The following is a 15,569-nucleotide window of genomic DNA, read 5'->3' as shown; positions in this document are numbered from 1 at the left end:
TATCTGTAAACAAGATACCGATAAAGTATTACTTTTGGAAGGTAAAAATGATTGTCATGTGCGTAAGTCCTAAAGATAAAAAGAAATAATCATGACAGAAAATATTGATATAAAAGCCAGTTGTAGCAAGGTATTTATACTATTGCTAAAACCAGCCTTTTTATTAAATATTAGTACAGTGTCTATAATGATACTTCTTGCCTTTAAGTCAATTCAATTTGCGAATCATCACCAATTAAAAAACGTAATGCTTTAGGACGACGAGGGGCTATACTTAATTGGGCGCGTTGTCCAATTAAACTATCAATAATCCGCTGCTGAATACCCGTAATTTTAGCACCTTCTAAAACTACACTATGTTCTAAATCCGTTTCTATCAGGGTTGAATTATCCGCAATGCTACTATAAGGACCAATAAAACAGTTTTCTAAATAACAATTATTGCCAATTATCACAGGTCCGCGAATTGTACAGTTGATAATTTTAGATTCAGCACCAATTTCTACCCTACCAATAATCTGAGTTTTACTATCAATGTCGCCTAAAATTGATTTTGTTAAATAGGTATCAAGAATCAGCCTGTTAGCTTCTAATAAATCATCTTTTTTCCCTGTATCTAACCACCAACCATCAAGATTATAAGCTAAAACTTCTTTTCTTTGATCTATTAAACATTGAATAGCATCCGTAATTTCTAATTCTCCCCTCGCTGAAGGTTTGATTTGAGAAATTGCGTCATGGATAGTGGACAAAAAGAAATAAACTCCTACCAATGCTAAATTTGACGGGGGAACTTTTGGCTTTTCAATTAATTGTAATACCTTACCTTTTTCATCTACCTTCGCTACACCAAAGGCACTAGGATTTGGGACTTTACGCAACAGAATTAAAGCATCTGGTTCTTGTTGGCTAAATTTATCCAAAAATGAACTTAAGTCCCCTTGTTGAATCAAATTATCTCCCAAATACATCATAAATGGAGAATCTTTTAAAAAAGGACGCGCCACCTGGACAGCGTGGGCTAAACCGGCTGGTTGTTCTTGCAAAATATAGGTAATATTCACACCGAATTTTTCCCCATTTCCGGTTTTATTTTTGACTTCTTCTCCTGTTTCTGGACTGATAATAATACCAATATCTCTAATTCCCGCCCCAGCCATTTCTTCAATTCCGTACCATAAAATTGGTTTATTAGCAACGGGGACAAGTTGTTTTGCTCCGGTATAAGTTAAGGGACGTAATCTTGTGCCTTTTCCACCGGATAAAATTAATCCTTTCATAAAGATGTTCCTTGTAATTCTTTTAACATTAATCTTAGTCTTTGTCGCCAATGGGGAGGATAAGTTCCCAAGATTCTAGATATCTTATCACAAGCTAAAATGGAGTAAGCGGGACGTTTTGCTGGTGTGGGATATTCGGGAGTGGTAATAGGAATGATCTTTTCAATTTTCAGGGGAAAGCCCAGTTTTTCTGCTTCTTCAAAAATTGCTATAGCAAAGTCATACCAACTCGCAACACCACTATTTGTATAGTGATAAATTCCAGTAATTTCTGCTGTTAATTGGGGGATAATTTGCTGAATTGTAAAAGCTATATCTTGCGACCAAGTAGGACTTCCAATTTGATCTGTAACTACCCGAATTTCTGGCTTTTCTTGACCAAGTCGTAACATCGTTTTCACAAAATTGCTTTTTCCATAAGTTCCATAAACCCAAGCTGTACGGATAATTATATGATGATTGGGACAAGTTTTTTGAATTGCTACTTCTCCCGCTAATTTTGTCTTTCCATAGACACTTAATGGATTGGTAATATCTGTTTCTTGGTAGGGATAATTGTGATTACCATTAAATACGTAATCTGTGGAAAGATGAATTAAGAAACTTCCTAGTTTTTGGCTTTCTTCGGCGATAATTTGCGGGGCTATAGCATTCACGGTATGAGCTATTTCTGGTTCGCTTTCGGCTTTGTCTACGGCGGTGTAAGCAGCAGCATTGATAATTATTTCTGGGTTGGTTTCTCTGATAATTTGACGCAGGTTATCAGGTTGATTTAAGTCTATTTCGGGACGTGCATAAGCAATAACTTTATAGTTGCTAGAGTTGGATGAAAGGGTATTTTTTATTTCTGTTCCAACTTGTCCGTTACTACCTATTAGTAATATTGATTTATTCATAAACTTCGGCTTTTTTAAAAGTTGGAGCATTATTATCTTTAGCTGATAAAATCGGCGGTGTGGTGAGAGGCCAATTTATAGCTAAATCTGGATCATTCCAAATTATAGCGCGATCGCCTCCTGGTGCATAATAATCTGTAGTTTTGTATATCACCTCTGCCATTTCTGAAAGTACGAGAAAGCCATGAGCAAACCCAGGTGGTATCCACATTTGGCGTTTATTTTCAGCACTGAGTTCGTAACCCACCCATTGTCCAAAGGTTGGAGATTTTTTTCTAATATCCACAGCCACATCAAATATCTTACCAAGAATAACGCGAACTAATTTACCTTGGGGCTGGATAATTTGATAATGTAATCCTCGCAGCACATTGTATTCCGATTTTGAGTGATTATCTTGAACAAATTTGGCTGTAATTCCCAGTTTTTCTGTGAATATTTTTTGGTTATAGGATTCCAAAAAAAAGCCCCGTGAGTCTTGGAAGATTTGGGGTTCTATCAGGATAATGTCAGGTATTTCCGTTGGAATAAGTTTCATGGTTTTTGATTTTATTAGTTTACTATTCAATCTTGCAGATAATCAAAACTGGGCAAGTATTTGGAAGTGCATATTCCAAGGATGTTTTAGAAGTTTTTAATGTATAAATAAACCCCTCTGGAAACCTCTCAAGTATTAAATGTTATTCCTTTTCCCTCTCCTAAGAGGAGAGGGTTAGGGAGAGGTGCGGAGAGAGGCTTTTAAATCGCCATTCCAGCTTAAAAAAGTTTTTCTGCTTCCTTTTCCTAAGAGGAGGTAGGGAAGGGGGGTTAGGTTTCTGGACATTATCCGTTTCATTTAATACTTTTAAAACATCCTCTTAGACAATAGCACAAAATGTTAATTTCACAGTCAATAATTAAGTAACTGAGCAAAATTAATTCAACATTTTTAAAATAAACACACATTTCCGTATTTCTTGTCTGTTTCCTGTTACCTCACTTCAATAAAAATACTTATAAAAAGTTGATTATGGTTGAATTTCCAGAATATTTAACACATAGAAAATGGATGAATCACGCCCTGGAATTAGCACGAGCAGCGGGTAATGCTGGTGAAGTTCCCGTAGGTGCTGTGATTGTTGACAGAGATGATCACCTGATTGCTGTAGGTGAAAACAGGAAAGAACGTGATCAAGATCCTACCGCACACGCGGAAATTATTGCTATTCGCGCTGCTAGTCAAGCTTTACAAAGTTGGCGCTTGCATAAGTGTACATTATATGTAACTCTAGAACCTTGTCCAATGTGTGCTGGTGCTATAGTTCATGCCCGATTGGGGAAATTGATCTATGGAGTGGACGATAGTAAAACTGGTGCGATTCGGACTGTTCTCAACATCCCTGATCACCCAGCGTCTAATCACCGTCTAAAAGTGCTAGGAGGTATTCTGGAATCAGACTGTCGAGAACAATTACAAAATTGGTTTGCTAGCCAACGTCAGCAAAAATAACAGACACAGATAAAACTGTCCAGATGGAAAAACAAAAATTACTCAATAAAATCTACGGTGGACATAATCAAGTTTGTGTCATTATTTACTTTTAAAAACTAGCCCCCGTTATGATTAAATCAGACTCTGCTTCTACTAAGGGCCATTCACAAACCACAAGTACCTATGTAAATTCTCAGGTGGAATCTCCCCAGCGACCGTTAATGGCTGTGAGGACTTCGCGGGTTTCCCCTTGGTTAATGCCTGTGGCCTATTTTCTAGGACGTTACTTAATTCTGCCATCTTTCTTTGGACAGATTAAAGTTACTGGGCGAGAAAATATCCCTACCAGTGGTCCGGTAATTCTTGCTCCTACCCATCGTTCTCGTTGGGATTCATTGGTTTTACCCTACGCTGCTGGTCGTCATCTCACAGGTAGAGATATGCGATTTATGGTGACAAGTGATGAATGTCGGGGGTTACAAGGTTGGTTTATTCTCAGAATGGGCGGTTTCCCGGTCGATACTCAACGTCCGGCCATCGCTAGTCTCCGTCATGTGGTCAAGTTAATGCAGCGGGGAGAAATGTTAGTTATTTATCCTGAAGGTGATATCCATCGTGATGGTCAAGTTCATCTTCTGAAGCCGGGAATAGCTCGTTTAGCCTTAAATGCTGAATCTAAATACTCAGGTCTGGGGATTAAAGTTATACCTGTTAGTATCCAATACAGCGAATCCTATCCTCACTGGGGTGCAGATGTCAACATTCACATTGATGAACCTATCCAAGCTAGAGATTATATGAATGGAAATTTAAAACTGGAAGCTAAAAGGCTCACAACAGATTTAACCCATAAATTAAAACAATCAAGTCAGGAGTCAGGAGTCAGGAGGAAGATAGAACCAGAAAATTCCTCCCCTGCTTCCCCTTGCTATACATCAACTACTGTCCCTGTCCAATTACCAATTCCCAGTGATTAAGTTTGCCCACATCTAGGGCAGCGTAGTCGATAACTTGTAATTGCCAGTTACCTTGTGCGGGTAGAGAAAGTAATTGTTTCAGGGCAGGATGCGATCGCACTGTGTAAGTATTTTGTAATTGGTTACGACGGCCTAATGTGCGACTTTGCAATAAAATCCGTTGATTGTTAGGAGCAATTAAATAAATTTCTAGATCTCCTAAAAAATCATGGGTGATATTAACTGTAACTTGGATATCACCAATATTAATAACTTCATTAATAGCGATCGCACTTTTAATTCCCTGTTGATCATTATCAGGAATATTCACAACTTGAGTATTTTTTACCTGTATTTGTTCATTAGTAATTTGGGCGACGACACCCATCTGTTTTGCTAGTCTCACAGCCTTAGCTGCATTAACTTTCCCATAACCAAACCATTGACTGTAACCATTACTATCATAAGTACCTCCATCAATATTCAATTGAGGATCAGGGTTATTATCAACAATTTTATCAGCAGTATCTTGAAGAATCTGTTTAACTTGTTGAGCCGTTAAATCAGGATTAGCTGATAATACTAAAGCTGCTACTCCTGCGACTATGGGAGTAGCACTAGAAGTACCACCAAAGTTATTAGTAAAGTTTCCAGAATCATAACCTGCTGCTCCTATTTGATCTGTGGTTAAGATTCCCAACCCAAACAGAGAAGAAACAATTGCTGGTTGTGTATAAACAAAACCAGTTTCTTGAAACCACATTCCTGGGGGAGCATTATTACTAGGAGCGCAAACAGAAATATTATCTCCCCAATTACTATAAGCAGCTTTTTTATTCAAACTGGTGGAAGCAGATACAGTAATTACATCGGGATGAACTGCAAAACCGCTTAACCATTTTGTGTTACCTTTCACAATATTTTTCGGCCAGTTTTGTTCATTTACAGTCCCATTAATCGGACGGTTAGTATTTCCGGCTGCAAAGACAATTACACATCCTTTCCCATTACGTCCATTGGTAGCAGCATAACTAATAGCTGCCCTTTGACGAATAGAAAGGGGGAAATAAACAGCAGAAGCTCCCCAACTACAAGAAATTACACTTGCTCCCTTTTCCATCGCCCAATTAAAAACATCCTCAATTGATTTATCATCTAAAAAACCAGTAGTCCGAATGGGCATTATTGCACAACCAGGGGCAACTCCGACAATTCCCGCACCATTTTCTTCTGCTACGGCTAGTCCCGCGCAAGCAGTACCATGACTGGTTTCTTTTTCTCCTGGTAAGGGTAAAAAATCATTTTCTTTTAAATCTCTAGGAGCAACAATTTTACCATCACCTTGAAAATCTGGGTGATTCAAGTCAAAGGAATCATCTATTACAGCGACGACAATAGAACGAAGACCGCGAGTAGTATCCCAAGCTTGTTCTACAGAAATGTGAGAACCAGCTATCAATTGATTGCCACCATTATGATTAAGATACCATTGTTGGGAATAAAGGGAATCTTTGGGTTTATAATGGGGTTCTTGTTGAATGATAATATTTGGTTCAGCAGCTAAAACTTCCGATAGTTGTTGTAACTGATTCGTGATTTTAATTGGGTTTTGCGTGGCTTCTTTACTAACAAGAAAAACAAAAGTATTTGGCATTCCTGGAATTGGTTTATCTTTAACTAAATTAAATCTACTGACAATAGTATTAATTTTATTAATGTCTACCCAAGTAGCAAATTGAATTGTAATTTCGTCACTGAGGTAAACAAAAGTACCAGGATTATTTTCAAACATATAAACGTGACTAACAAAGTCTATATTTTTATCAGCACGTACTTGAGACATTACTGTTTCTAGCTGCTCAGGAAAAACTGTATATAGTTCTAACTTTGCCTGGGATATACTGCGCCGCCATACACATCCATGTATCTGTGATAGTTGATCACGTGGAAAGTTAGCATTAGGACGAATAGTGAAGCGATATAATGCCTTTTCTAACATTAACTCCTCGCCACTGCGTTGTAAAATTAATGCTTTGTCGCTATTTGTGACATCTGGTTCAACAAAATCTGGAGAATTCATATTATCACTCATAAAAAATTGGGATTAGTTTAAAATTAATTTACCTCTTGGTTCTTGCCTGTTTAGTCCTTTGCCAGAGAAATTTTTTCAGTCACTTGAGTTTATTATCGGTACAAAGAGAGTTAAAATACATCAAGCTTTTCAAATTTTTGCCATATTTTACTAGTTAACCTCATGAATGTTGCTACGGATCTATTAATTCGCTTTACCTGCTTATCATTTATAGCATTTGTAGGCATATTATCACCTGCTGAAGCTCAGGTACAAAAGCCCTCAAGTCCTGTTAATCCTGCTAGTGAAACCAAACCGACGACCGGGGATAAAACTAACACCCTCAGTCCCACTGGACAGGGTAATAATATCTTGAGTATAGCGGCAGGCGATCGCCTAGTCAAAGAAGCAAATCAAGCGATATCTAGTCAAAATTATGCCCTAGCTGCCCAAAAGCTGCAAGAAGCACGCCAGGTTTATAATCAGTTATCGAGCTTTTATCAAGAGTTAAATTCTAGCTTTACAGGTATTGACATTTCTGTATCTGACTCCCAACGCCAAAAAGCCCTAGCAACTGCCCAAAAGCGAGATGAAGCCAGCTACCAGTTAGCCCTAGTATATCGAGCGCGAAATCAGCCAGAACTAGCCATACCTTTGCTAGTGCAAATCATTAAAAGTCAAAACCCAACCAGAGAATTAGGGACAAAAGCTTATCAACAATTATTTGAATTAGGTTTTGTGGATGCACCCTATTCTCCTGCAAACAAGAAATAATCAGCATAAGTTAATTAGCAACAACCAAGAGTTAGATATCTGTTAATAATAGAGAAGTAAAGTTTTTTAGGAATTGCAATGATGAGTCCGCAGCAAGTGGAGGGAATGATTAAGGCACAACTACCAGATGCCCAAGTGCAAGTACAAGACTTGACGGGTGGTGGTGATCACTATCAGGTGACAGTAGTTTCATCCCAGTTTGCAAACAAGGGACTAGTACAACAACACCAGCTAGTTTATGGGGCATTGAAACAAGCCATGTCCAGCGAAGCTATTCATGCCTTAGCCCTGAAAACCTACACTCCCGAAGCTTGGCAAGTAGTAAACTAATTTGAGATTTAGGATTTTGCCTTCAACAAAATCTAAAATTGTCTTGAATTTTGACTTTCGACCTTTAAAAACGCAGGAAATAACTAATCATGACCCCAGAAATTAAAGAAAGAATTGATACTTTGGTAGAAGAAAATAAAATTATGGTTTTCATGAAGGGCAACAAATTGATGCCCCAATGTGGTTTCTCTAACAATGTTGTGCAAATTCTCAATACATTAGGAGTTCCCTTTGAAACTCTTGACGTACTTGCAGATCAAGACATTCGTCAAGGAATCAAAGAATATTCCAACTGGCCAACAATTCCCCAAGTATATATTAATGGTCAATTCGTTGGTGGTTCTGATATTTTGATTGAACTCTACAACAAAGGTGAATTAGAACAGTTGGTAGAAGTAGCCCTAGCTTCTTAATATCAACTATAAGGTGTAGGTTGGGTTAAGGAACGCAACCCAACACCTGATATCTATTGGCGACAATTTCCAATTTATTTTTAAATAATACATTATTTATTACTGACGATTTTTTACCAAAACGATGAATAATAAAACAAAGATAGAAGACTGTGGTTATACATTCATAAGTACAGCGGTTGATAATTTAATTCGCCATTTTGAAGGTCAATCATCTCTACAATTATATCCTGATTTTCGAGAACGGCGAGAACGTGCAAATGAATTATTATTTGATTTAGTTGGTAAACAACCTGGTTGTTTTTATATTCGTCGTCAAGGGACTGGAAAAGAAACGGGAGAAGAAATTTGGGAATTAATTCTAGCCACAGACCAAGATAATTTTCAATTACCAAAAAGACTGAAAAAATTAGGAAAGACTTTAGGATTTAAAGCTGCCGTTCGTCAAAACGGATCTGGTGGGTTTAAAATTTTATCAGCTTATTTATTACCAGAATTGCGGGGAATTGTTGACGGTTATGCTGTACTTTATTGGTTATGTTTAATTCCTCATTATCAAGAGCGTCTTGATATTCCCACACCATTATTGGCAAAAATTAAAAATATGCCAATTTGCGGAAATCATGTTCCTACAGAAGATCAACTTCAAGCCTGGAAAGCTTTTTTAAAGGTTGAAGAAAATATTGCCAAATCTCGTCAATTTTGCGTCTTATTTATCAATATTAATAATCACCGCTCAAATTCTCGACTAATTACTTTAGAAATTAAAATTAATTCGGCTAGTTTAGATGGTTCTGAAGAACATTTTTTGAGTGTAGAAAACTTTTGGGAACGGGTCAAAAAAGCCAAAAATCAGGAAGTTAAATTTTTAGATTCTGTCCCCACAGAAAAAAATCGCCGTAACAGTCGTCAACTAGGAACTATTGAAAAAATTGATCAAAAACATAATCTTATTGATATTCGACTAGAGAGAGAATTAATTGAATATATAGCCAAAGGTAATTATCAACTTCCCAATAATGGTTACTTATTTTTTGATGCTGCTGGAGATATCAAACAAATCGAACGTAAAGAAAAAGCTTTAGAACAATTAAGACAAGGAAGGACTCAAAACCCCTATTTAGGTAATTTTTTATTTGACGCTTCCCAAGCGAGAACTATTACAAAAACAGTGAAACTAAAATCACAAGATTTATTATTATCTTCTGCTAATGCAGGACAAAAAACCGCAGTGGAAAAGGTACTTTCCGCAGAAGATTTAGTTTTAATTCAAGGACCACCCGGTACAGGAAAAACCACCGTCATTGCAGAAATTTGCTATCAAGTAGCATTACGCGGAGGACGGACATTAATTACCTCTCAAGCGAATTTAGCTGTTGATAACGCCCTCAGTCGCTTAGTTCATAATCCCCTTATTCGTGCTATTAGAAAGGGAAGAGCCGAAAAAGTTGGAGAAGAAGGACAACCATTTTTAGAAGATCAAGTCATTAGTACATGGTTACAAAATACCGCTACTGACTGCGAAAATAATCTCAGTCAACGTCAGGAAAATATTACAATTTTAACTCAATTATTACCATTATTACCAAGATTTATAAACTATTATATATTTGAAGAACAGTTTAATCAGCAACAAAATGAACTGAAAACAGAAAAAGAGAATTTAGAGACAATTTATCAAAACCAAGAAATTAAATATGATCAAATTTTAGTAAATAAAAATGAAATTGCGTCCTTAATTACTGGTTTAGAGAATATACTGAAAAATCCCCAAAATATAGACTGGGAATCTCCAGAAATCAAGAATTTCTTACCCCATATTCAACCCTATACAGAGAATAACAAACAAGTAGATATTTTTCGAGAAAATGTAATTCAAGCTATTAAATGTATTGAGGAACTTGGTTTTGTCCGTCCTGATTTTGGTGTATTTGGTTTAGCAGTTTGGTTACAGGAAACTATTATAACTCAACTTTCTGAATTTAAAGCCGGATTAAAAGATATTAATAATCTATCTTTAGCTATTTCGGAAGTAGCGGAATTAGTTGATATTTTTCAACAACATTCTGTATCTTTACAGAAATTAGAAACAGATTTGCAAAAATTTAGTATTCACAATAATATACAACCAACAATCCAAATTTGGGAAAATCGTCAACGGGAAATTGATTATATTGTTGAAGCAGTTGTAGAATGGAAATCTACAGGATATAATAACCTATATCAAGTTTTGAAAGAATGTCAACAATCTGATTTACTTTTAACAGAAAATATGGTAAATTTACCATTAGGTTTATTGATGTTTGCTCAAAACTTAAAATTACCTATTGTTCCCAAAAATTATAAAATCAGTTTACCAGCTTGGGGAGTATTAACAAAAGCCATAGCTTATGAAATAGAAGGAAATTTCACTGATAGAAAAGGTAAACAGCATAATTTTAGTTATTTTTTACAACAAAGTTTTAATCAAATTCCCATAGTATTATCAAAAAGTGATCAGACCCAGTGGCAAAAAACCTATCAAGAGTTAAAAAATTATCAAATTCTTACTCCTAAACAGCGGAAATTGCTAATTGAAAATATTCAAGTTTTTTTGATTAGATTGGAAAAAACTTATGGTAAGTCCTTTGAATGGAATAATATTGAAGCTACTCTTAACCGCATTACCCAAGAATTACTAGAAGTTATCTTAATTAATGCGCGTCAATGTGTTTTGAAAGTTAAAACCGAAGCTCAACAACAATTGCAAATTTTAAAACAGCAATTTCAGGAACTTCCAGAAAATGTAATTTCTTCCCAACAAATAGCTGAAGCTAAAACTCAGTTAGAAAACAGTAAACAAGCTGCTAATTTAAAACTTGCAGCAGTTATTAATAATTTACAAGCAATTCATAAACAGCAAAATATACCTCATGAATTACGGAATTTAACAGAAAAGTATCTAACTAAACAAGCAAATATTTGGGAACAACCACAGGAATTTTCTCAACAAGTTAAGTTTTGGGAAAATCGCATTTATGAGTTAGAAACTCTGATTTCCTCATTAGCACCTTTTACCATTTTAGAAACAATTAAAGACGCTTTAAATCAACAATTTACAAATTTACAAGAACAAACTGATGTTTATCAAGAGGAACTTGAACTATTACAAATAGAAATATCTGATTTAGAAGACAAATTAGAATTACAATTATCAGATAATTTAATTATAGAACGGAATTGGTGGGAGTCAACTTGGCAAATTATACCAGATAAATTTAAGCCAGAATTATCTGACGGAGATTTATTTAATTTAGAGTTTTTAACCAAGGTCAGAAATAAATTGAAATCATGGAAACAACAACTGCAAAATGAAGAAAATTATTTAGATAAATATCAAAATTTTGTTCAAGATTGGATTACAAAATTACGTCAACCTTCCGAACAAGATAGTAATGATTTAAGACGAATTTATTTAGATAATGCTAACGTTGTCGGTATTACTTGTGTTCAAGCTGCAAATTATAGTTTCTCCGAAGAATTTCAATCTTTTGATGTTGTAATTATAGATGAAGTTAGTAAATGCACTCCCCCAGAGTTACTAATTCCCGCTTTGAAAGGTAAAAAATTAGTCATGGTAGGAGATCATCGGCAATTACCTCCTATGCTTGATACTAGCACAGTGGCAGAAGTGGCGCAAGCCATGGGTAATTCTAGAGAAGAATTGCAATTTTTAGAAGAATCATTATTTAAAAGTCAGTTTGAAATTGCTGATAAAAGTATCAAGAAAATGCTCAATACTCAATATCGAATGCACCCCATGATCATGGGAGCAATTAATCAATTTTATCATGGTAAATTAGAATGTGGCATTTTAGAACCTGATAGGAAACGCGCTCATAATTTAGCAGGGAAAATCATTCAATCTGATCATCATTTATGTTGGGTAAAAATGCCTAGAGAAAATGAATTTCAAGAAGAACGCAATGGTACTTCATTTGTGAATACTAAAGAAATTGATGTAATTGAAAATATTTGTCACCAATTTGAGCAGGTTTGGTTTCATAAAGTTGCGAATGGAGAACCAAAAAAAGAAATAGCTGTAATTACATTTTATGGCGCTCAATTAAGAAAAATTGATGAACGTTTACAATCTGAACTTTTCCCTTCTTTACAAATTAGAACGGGTACAGTTGATAGATTTCAAGGTATGGAAAGACCAGTGGTAATTGTGAGTATGGTCAGAAATAATCCTCAAGGAGATGTGGGATTTGCAAATAAACCAGAACGGGTAAATGTGGCTTTTTCTCGCGCTCAAGAATTGTTAATTATTGTCGGTTGTCACGATTTATTTACAGGTAAATCTGGTACAGTAGGTAATATGTATTCTGAGGTTGCAAACACTGTTAATCATCATGGAGGTTTTATTGATGTTTCCTGCTTCTGTAGTTAAAATAATTGATAATAATTTGAAATATTTAGTTGATAAAATTGAATCTGAAAATGATTATTCATCGGTTTTATTAGCACGTCAATTTTATTATCATGTAACGCAAAATTTCCTAGAATTAACTATTAAAGAACCTCGGAAATTTAATGTTTTAGAAGAGTTTATTATTCGCGCTGGTATGGAATTTAATCCCCCCCCTACAGCTAATGAATTAGCATCTATTTTAGGACTTGATTCTGTATTTGTGAAAAGTACCATTGCTAATCTTCAATCTTTACAAACTCTAGCAAATACACCGCAAATTACTGTCACCCCAGAAGGGAGTTTATTTTATAAACAAGGTTCTGTTCCTAAACCTCCATATTCTGTCCAAATTTATGCTATTACTGATAATTTACTAGGAACAATTACATTTCAATATGAACAATTAGATCATATAATAATTAACCAAAACCAATTAGATTTAATTAAGTTGATCAATATTCAACAAGAAACTCCAGCACTTTCTAGTTTACAACTTGCGGATATTCAGGAAATTATTCAATCTTCCGATTTAGGTCTTCACGTCCCCACAGCAGGTAAATTTATCACTGATTTTAAATTGCGAGGTAGTAAACAAACTATTGCCAGAAATATATCACTATTTGTGATTTTTGATCAAAATCAAAATAAATTAGATATTCAAATCAGAAGGGGAAAGGAGATTTTAGAACCTGCGACAAAAAAGATTCAAGAACTATATGATCAAGAAAAAATATCTCTAGAAGAATTAAGTAGGTTGGGGTGAAAAATTGTCGTTATGACAAGGGAACAGGGAACAGGGAACAGGTTTTGGACAACTTTACTTTTCGTTACTTATGTTGTTTTTTTTCCGTTCACCTACTTATGTCAATATCCCAATTAATTGCCATTTATATATAAAATATAATCACTTATAACCAACAACAGCAAAATTCCCCTCAGCAGCATCAAACTGAGGGGAGTATCAAAAATTGTACTACAGTCGCTATAGTCAGATGGTAGCTACTCGATAAAATCAAAATCTACCTTTAGTAGTAGCGATGTTGTCTTTCGGGTTCTGGTTGAACCATTGTAAAATTCGATACATCATGCAAATAGCGGCTGGCTTCCTCTTCTAAGCGATGAATCCAGTAGGGTTCAATGATATTACTATGTCTGAGTGCGGCTAGGTATCCATCCAAATACATCCGCATATCATCCATACGATAACCGCGATTCCATAATTCGACGAAGGCGTCGGTAAGTCTTTGGTAGTAGCGGATGGTTTGTGTGTCTTGGAGCATAACTGCTGTATTAGTCTCTTGGGAATGAGAATTGTAGATGATGATTCACGCTCAATGAAGTATCACTTCCTGCTTATGTATGAACTCATAAGTAATATTTGGACTTTAGATGAGACCCCTCAGCAGCTAAAAACTTAATTAAATCCTAGTCCAAAAAACTGGACATAAGGTGATTTTGTAGTGTATTTTTACGATTCTTTGTCAAAAGTTAGATTTAGCAATCTAGCATGGTGTTAACTTGGTGTTGATCATCACAGGTGCTAATTGATATTGATCCAATTTTTGTCCGGTTTTCTTGAGGAATACAAATTTAGCCATAGTCCAAACCTGTATAATCAAGTTTTATAACTTCTTAGCCACCTCATGGATAGAAAACAAGTCTTGTTTAACTAAGAGTCATAATCAGGTGTGAATTGTATCCTACTCCCTTTGATAAATGATTGTTATATGAGTTTATCATATCTCTTTAGGAGTAGGACAAATGATTCAAATTAAAGTTTAATCATAAGTAGGGCTTGGCAAGTAAACAATTTTATACCAATTACCAGAAATTACTAAACCACCCTAGACAAATAGCAATTTGAGTTTAGAGAATGTAAATGTAATAATAATTTAATAAAGTCACCTGCTTGATTGCAAATAAAGTGAAAAATAAATTTTTTGCAAGGTTTTCTTGAGGGAAATGTGAAGAATATCTTCATTGAGGTAACAAAAACTACAAAACCTTGACCACGAGATTGTTAATTTGAGATTCATCAACGCTAAGGGGTTTTGCCACTGTGGGTTCGGTTTGTATTGAAATTGTTGAGGGGAATCCCCATCTGAGATCGTTATTGGGTTGGCACTTGCAACAACTAGAATACCGAGTTCATCAAGCTGCCAGTATTTATCAAGCAAAAGAAGTATTTCAAAGCCATCAACCAACTCTAATTATTTTAGATGCGGATTTATCCGATGGCGATGGTATGGATTTGTGCCGCTGGTTACATCGTCAACAACAGCCTTTAATTTTGATGTTATCTGCTCGTACCAATGAAGCCGATATTGTTGCGGGTTTAAAAGCAGGAGCAGATGATTATTTAAGCAAACCCTTTGGAATGCAGGAATTTTTGGCTAGGGTTGAGGCCATTCTTCGTCGTCACCGCACACCTAATGCACCAGCTTATTTAGATTATGGCAGTTTGCAAATTGATTTAGTCCAGCGTCGGGTTCGTTTCCAAGGGGAATTTATTGATTTGACTCCCCAGGAATTTAGTTTATTGTATGTCTTAGCACAAGCTGGAGGAGTGCCTTTAAGTAGATCGGAATTATTGCGTCGTGCTTGGCCTGACGCTATTGATAACCCGCGCACCATTGATACTCATGTTTTATCGCTGCGGAAGAAGGTGGAACTTGATCCTCGTCAACCCAGTTTAATCCAAACTATTCGTAATGTTGGATACCGATTTAACATGGAAATTTTGAATGCTAATATCGCTCAACAACAAGGGAAATTACCAAGAGAAAGATTTACTAATCAACTTCCCGTATTAACCGCTCAAAGTTCTTGATTTCAGGAAACTCTTAACAGATACAGCACTTCCCGATGTTATGAGGTACAAGAACCCCACCCCCAACCCCCTCCCCGCAAGCGAGGAGGGGGCTT

13 protein-coding genes are annotated in these 15,569 nt (G+C 35.8%); 8 read left to right on the top strand and 5 right to left on the bottom strand.

Translation table 11 applies throughout. The features are described from left to right. Positions 1 to 203: 203 nt before the first annotated feature. Genes H6G25_RS10495 through rfbC form a run of 3 tightly spaced genes read right to left on the bottom strand, consistent with a single transcriptional unit; the run spans position 204 to position 2,714 of the window. A complete protein-coding gene (locus H6G25_RS10495) occupies positions 204 to 1,280 on the bottom strand; it encodes a glucose-1-phosphate thymidylyltransferase (protein ID WP_190392430.1) in 1,077 nt (358 codons plus the stop codon). Beyond that, the gene (gene rfbD, locus H6G25_RS10490) at positions 1,277 to 2,176 is read right to left on the bottom strand and encodes a dTDP-4-dehydrorhamnose reductase (RefSeq protein WP_190392429.1); all 900 of its coding nucleotides are present in this window, start codon (positions 2,174 to 2,176) and stop codon (positions 1,277 to 1,279) included. The genes H6G25_RS10495 and rfbD overlap by 4 nt, the downstream gene beginning before the upstream one ends. Beyond that, a complete protein-coding gene (rfbC, locus tag H6G25_RS10485; RefSeq protein ID WP_190392428.1) occupies positions 2,169 to 2,714 on the bottom strand; it encodes a dTDP-4-dehydrorhamnose 3,5-epimerase in 546 nt (181 codons plus the stop codon). Before rfbC ends, rfbD begins: the two co-directional genes overlap by 8 nt. A 468-nt stretch (positions 2,715 to 3,182) precedes the next feature. On the opposite strand from rfbC, the gene tadA reads away from it, so the two are divergent. Both tadA and H6G25_RS10475 read left to right on the top strand, forming a co-directional pair. Beyond that, a complete protein-coding gene (gene tadA / locus H6G25_RS10480) occupies positions 3,183 to 3,665 on the top strand; it encodes a tRNA adenosine(34) deaminase TadA (RefSeq protein ID WP_347239167.1) in 483 nt (160 codons plus the stop codon). A 110-nt stretch (positions 3,666 to 3,775) separates the two neighbouring features. Continuing rightward, positions 3,776 to 4,624, top strand: coding sequence for a 1-acyl-sn-glycerol-3-phosphate acyltransferase (locus tag H6G25_RS10475; RefSeq protein WP_190392426.1), 849 nt, complete (start codon positions 3,776 to 3,778; stop codon positions 4,622 to 4,624). Here the strand turns inward: H6G25_RS10475 and H6G25_RS10470 are convergent. After that, positions 4,587 to 6,695, bottom strand: a complete 2,109-nt coding sequence (locus H6G25_RS10470; protein WP_190392425.1) for a S8 family serine peptidase — start codon at positions 6,693 to 6,695, stop codon at positions 4,587 to 4,589. The two genes, H6G25_RS10475 and H6G25_RS10470, sit on opposite strands and share 38 nt — an antisense overlap. 162 nt (positions 6,696 to 6,857) lie before the next feature. Here H6G25_RS10470 and H6G25_RS10465 point away from each other — a divergent pair, with 162 nt between their 5' ends. The 5 genes from H6G25_RS10465 to H6G25_RS10445 all read left to right on the top strand — a co-directional run bounded on the left by H6G25_RS10465 (position 6,858) and on the right by H6G25_RS10445 (position 13,407). Then, a complete protein-coding gene (locus H6G25_RS10465) occupies positions 6,858 to 7,448 on the top strand; it encodes a hypothetical protein (RefSeq protein ID WP_190392424.1) in 591 nt (196 codons plus the stop codon). A 78-nt stretch (positions 7,449 to 7,526) separates the two neighbouring features. Further along, positions 7,527 to 7,778, top strand: a complete 252-nt coding sequence (locus H6G25_RS10460) for a BolA family transcriptional regulator (protein ID WP_028089095.1) — start codon at positions 7,527 to 7,529, stop codon at positions 7,776 to 7,778. An 89-nt stretch (positions 7,779 to 7,867) separates the two neighbouring features. Further along, on the top strand, positions 7,868 to 8,191 hold the full coding sequence (grxD, locus tag H6G25_RS10455) for a Grx4 family monothiol glutaredoxin (RefSeq protein ID WP_190392423.1): 324 nt from the start codon (positions 7,868 to 7,870) through the stop codon (positions 8,189 to 8,191). Between the two features lie 124 nt (positions 8,192 to 8,315). Then, entirely contained in the window at positions 8,316 to 12,623 is a 4,308-nt protein-coding gene (locus H6G25_RS10450) for an AAA domain-containing protein (RefSeq protein WP_190392422.1), read from the top strand. Beyond that, a complete protein-coding gene (locus H6G25_RS10445) occupies positions 12,601 to 13,407 on the top strand; it encodes a hypothetical protein (protein ID WP_199319720.1) in 807 nt (268 codons plus the stop codon). The genes H6G25_RS10450 and H6G25_RS10445 overlap by 23 nt, the downstream gene beginning before the upstream one ends. A gap of 262 nt (positions 13,408 to 13,669) precedes the next feature. Here the strand turns inward: H6G25_RS10445 and H6G25_RS10440 are convergent, their stop codons facing one another. Then, positions 13,670 to 13,924, bottom strand: coding sequence for a DUF6761 family protein (locus H6G25_RS10440; RefSeq protein ID WP_028083035.1), 255 nt, complete (start codon positions 13,922 to 13,924; stop codon positions 13,670 to 13,672). 779 nt (positions 13,925 to 14,703) lie between these two features. Here H6G25_RS10440 and H6G25_RS10435 point away from each other — a divergent pair. Then, on the top strand, positions 14,704 to 15,474 hold the full coding sequence (locus H6G25_RS10435; protein WP_190392421.1) for a response regulator transcription factor: 771 nt from the start codon (positions 14,704 to 14,706) through the stop codon (positions 15,472 to 15,474). The last annotated feature ends 95 nt before the right edge of the window (positions 15,475 to 15,569 follow it).

The organism is Dolichospermum sp. FACHB-1091 (genome assembly GCF_014697585.1).
Taxonomy (GTDB): domain Bacteria; phylum Cyanobacteriota; class Cyanobacteriia; order Cyanobacteriales; family Nostocaceae; genus Dolichospermum.
Note: the sequence above shows the minus strand (reverse complement) of the source record. Positions and strands in the feature narration are given on the sequence as shown.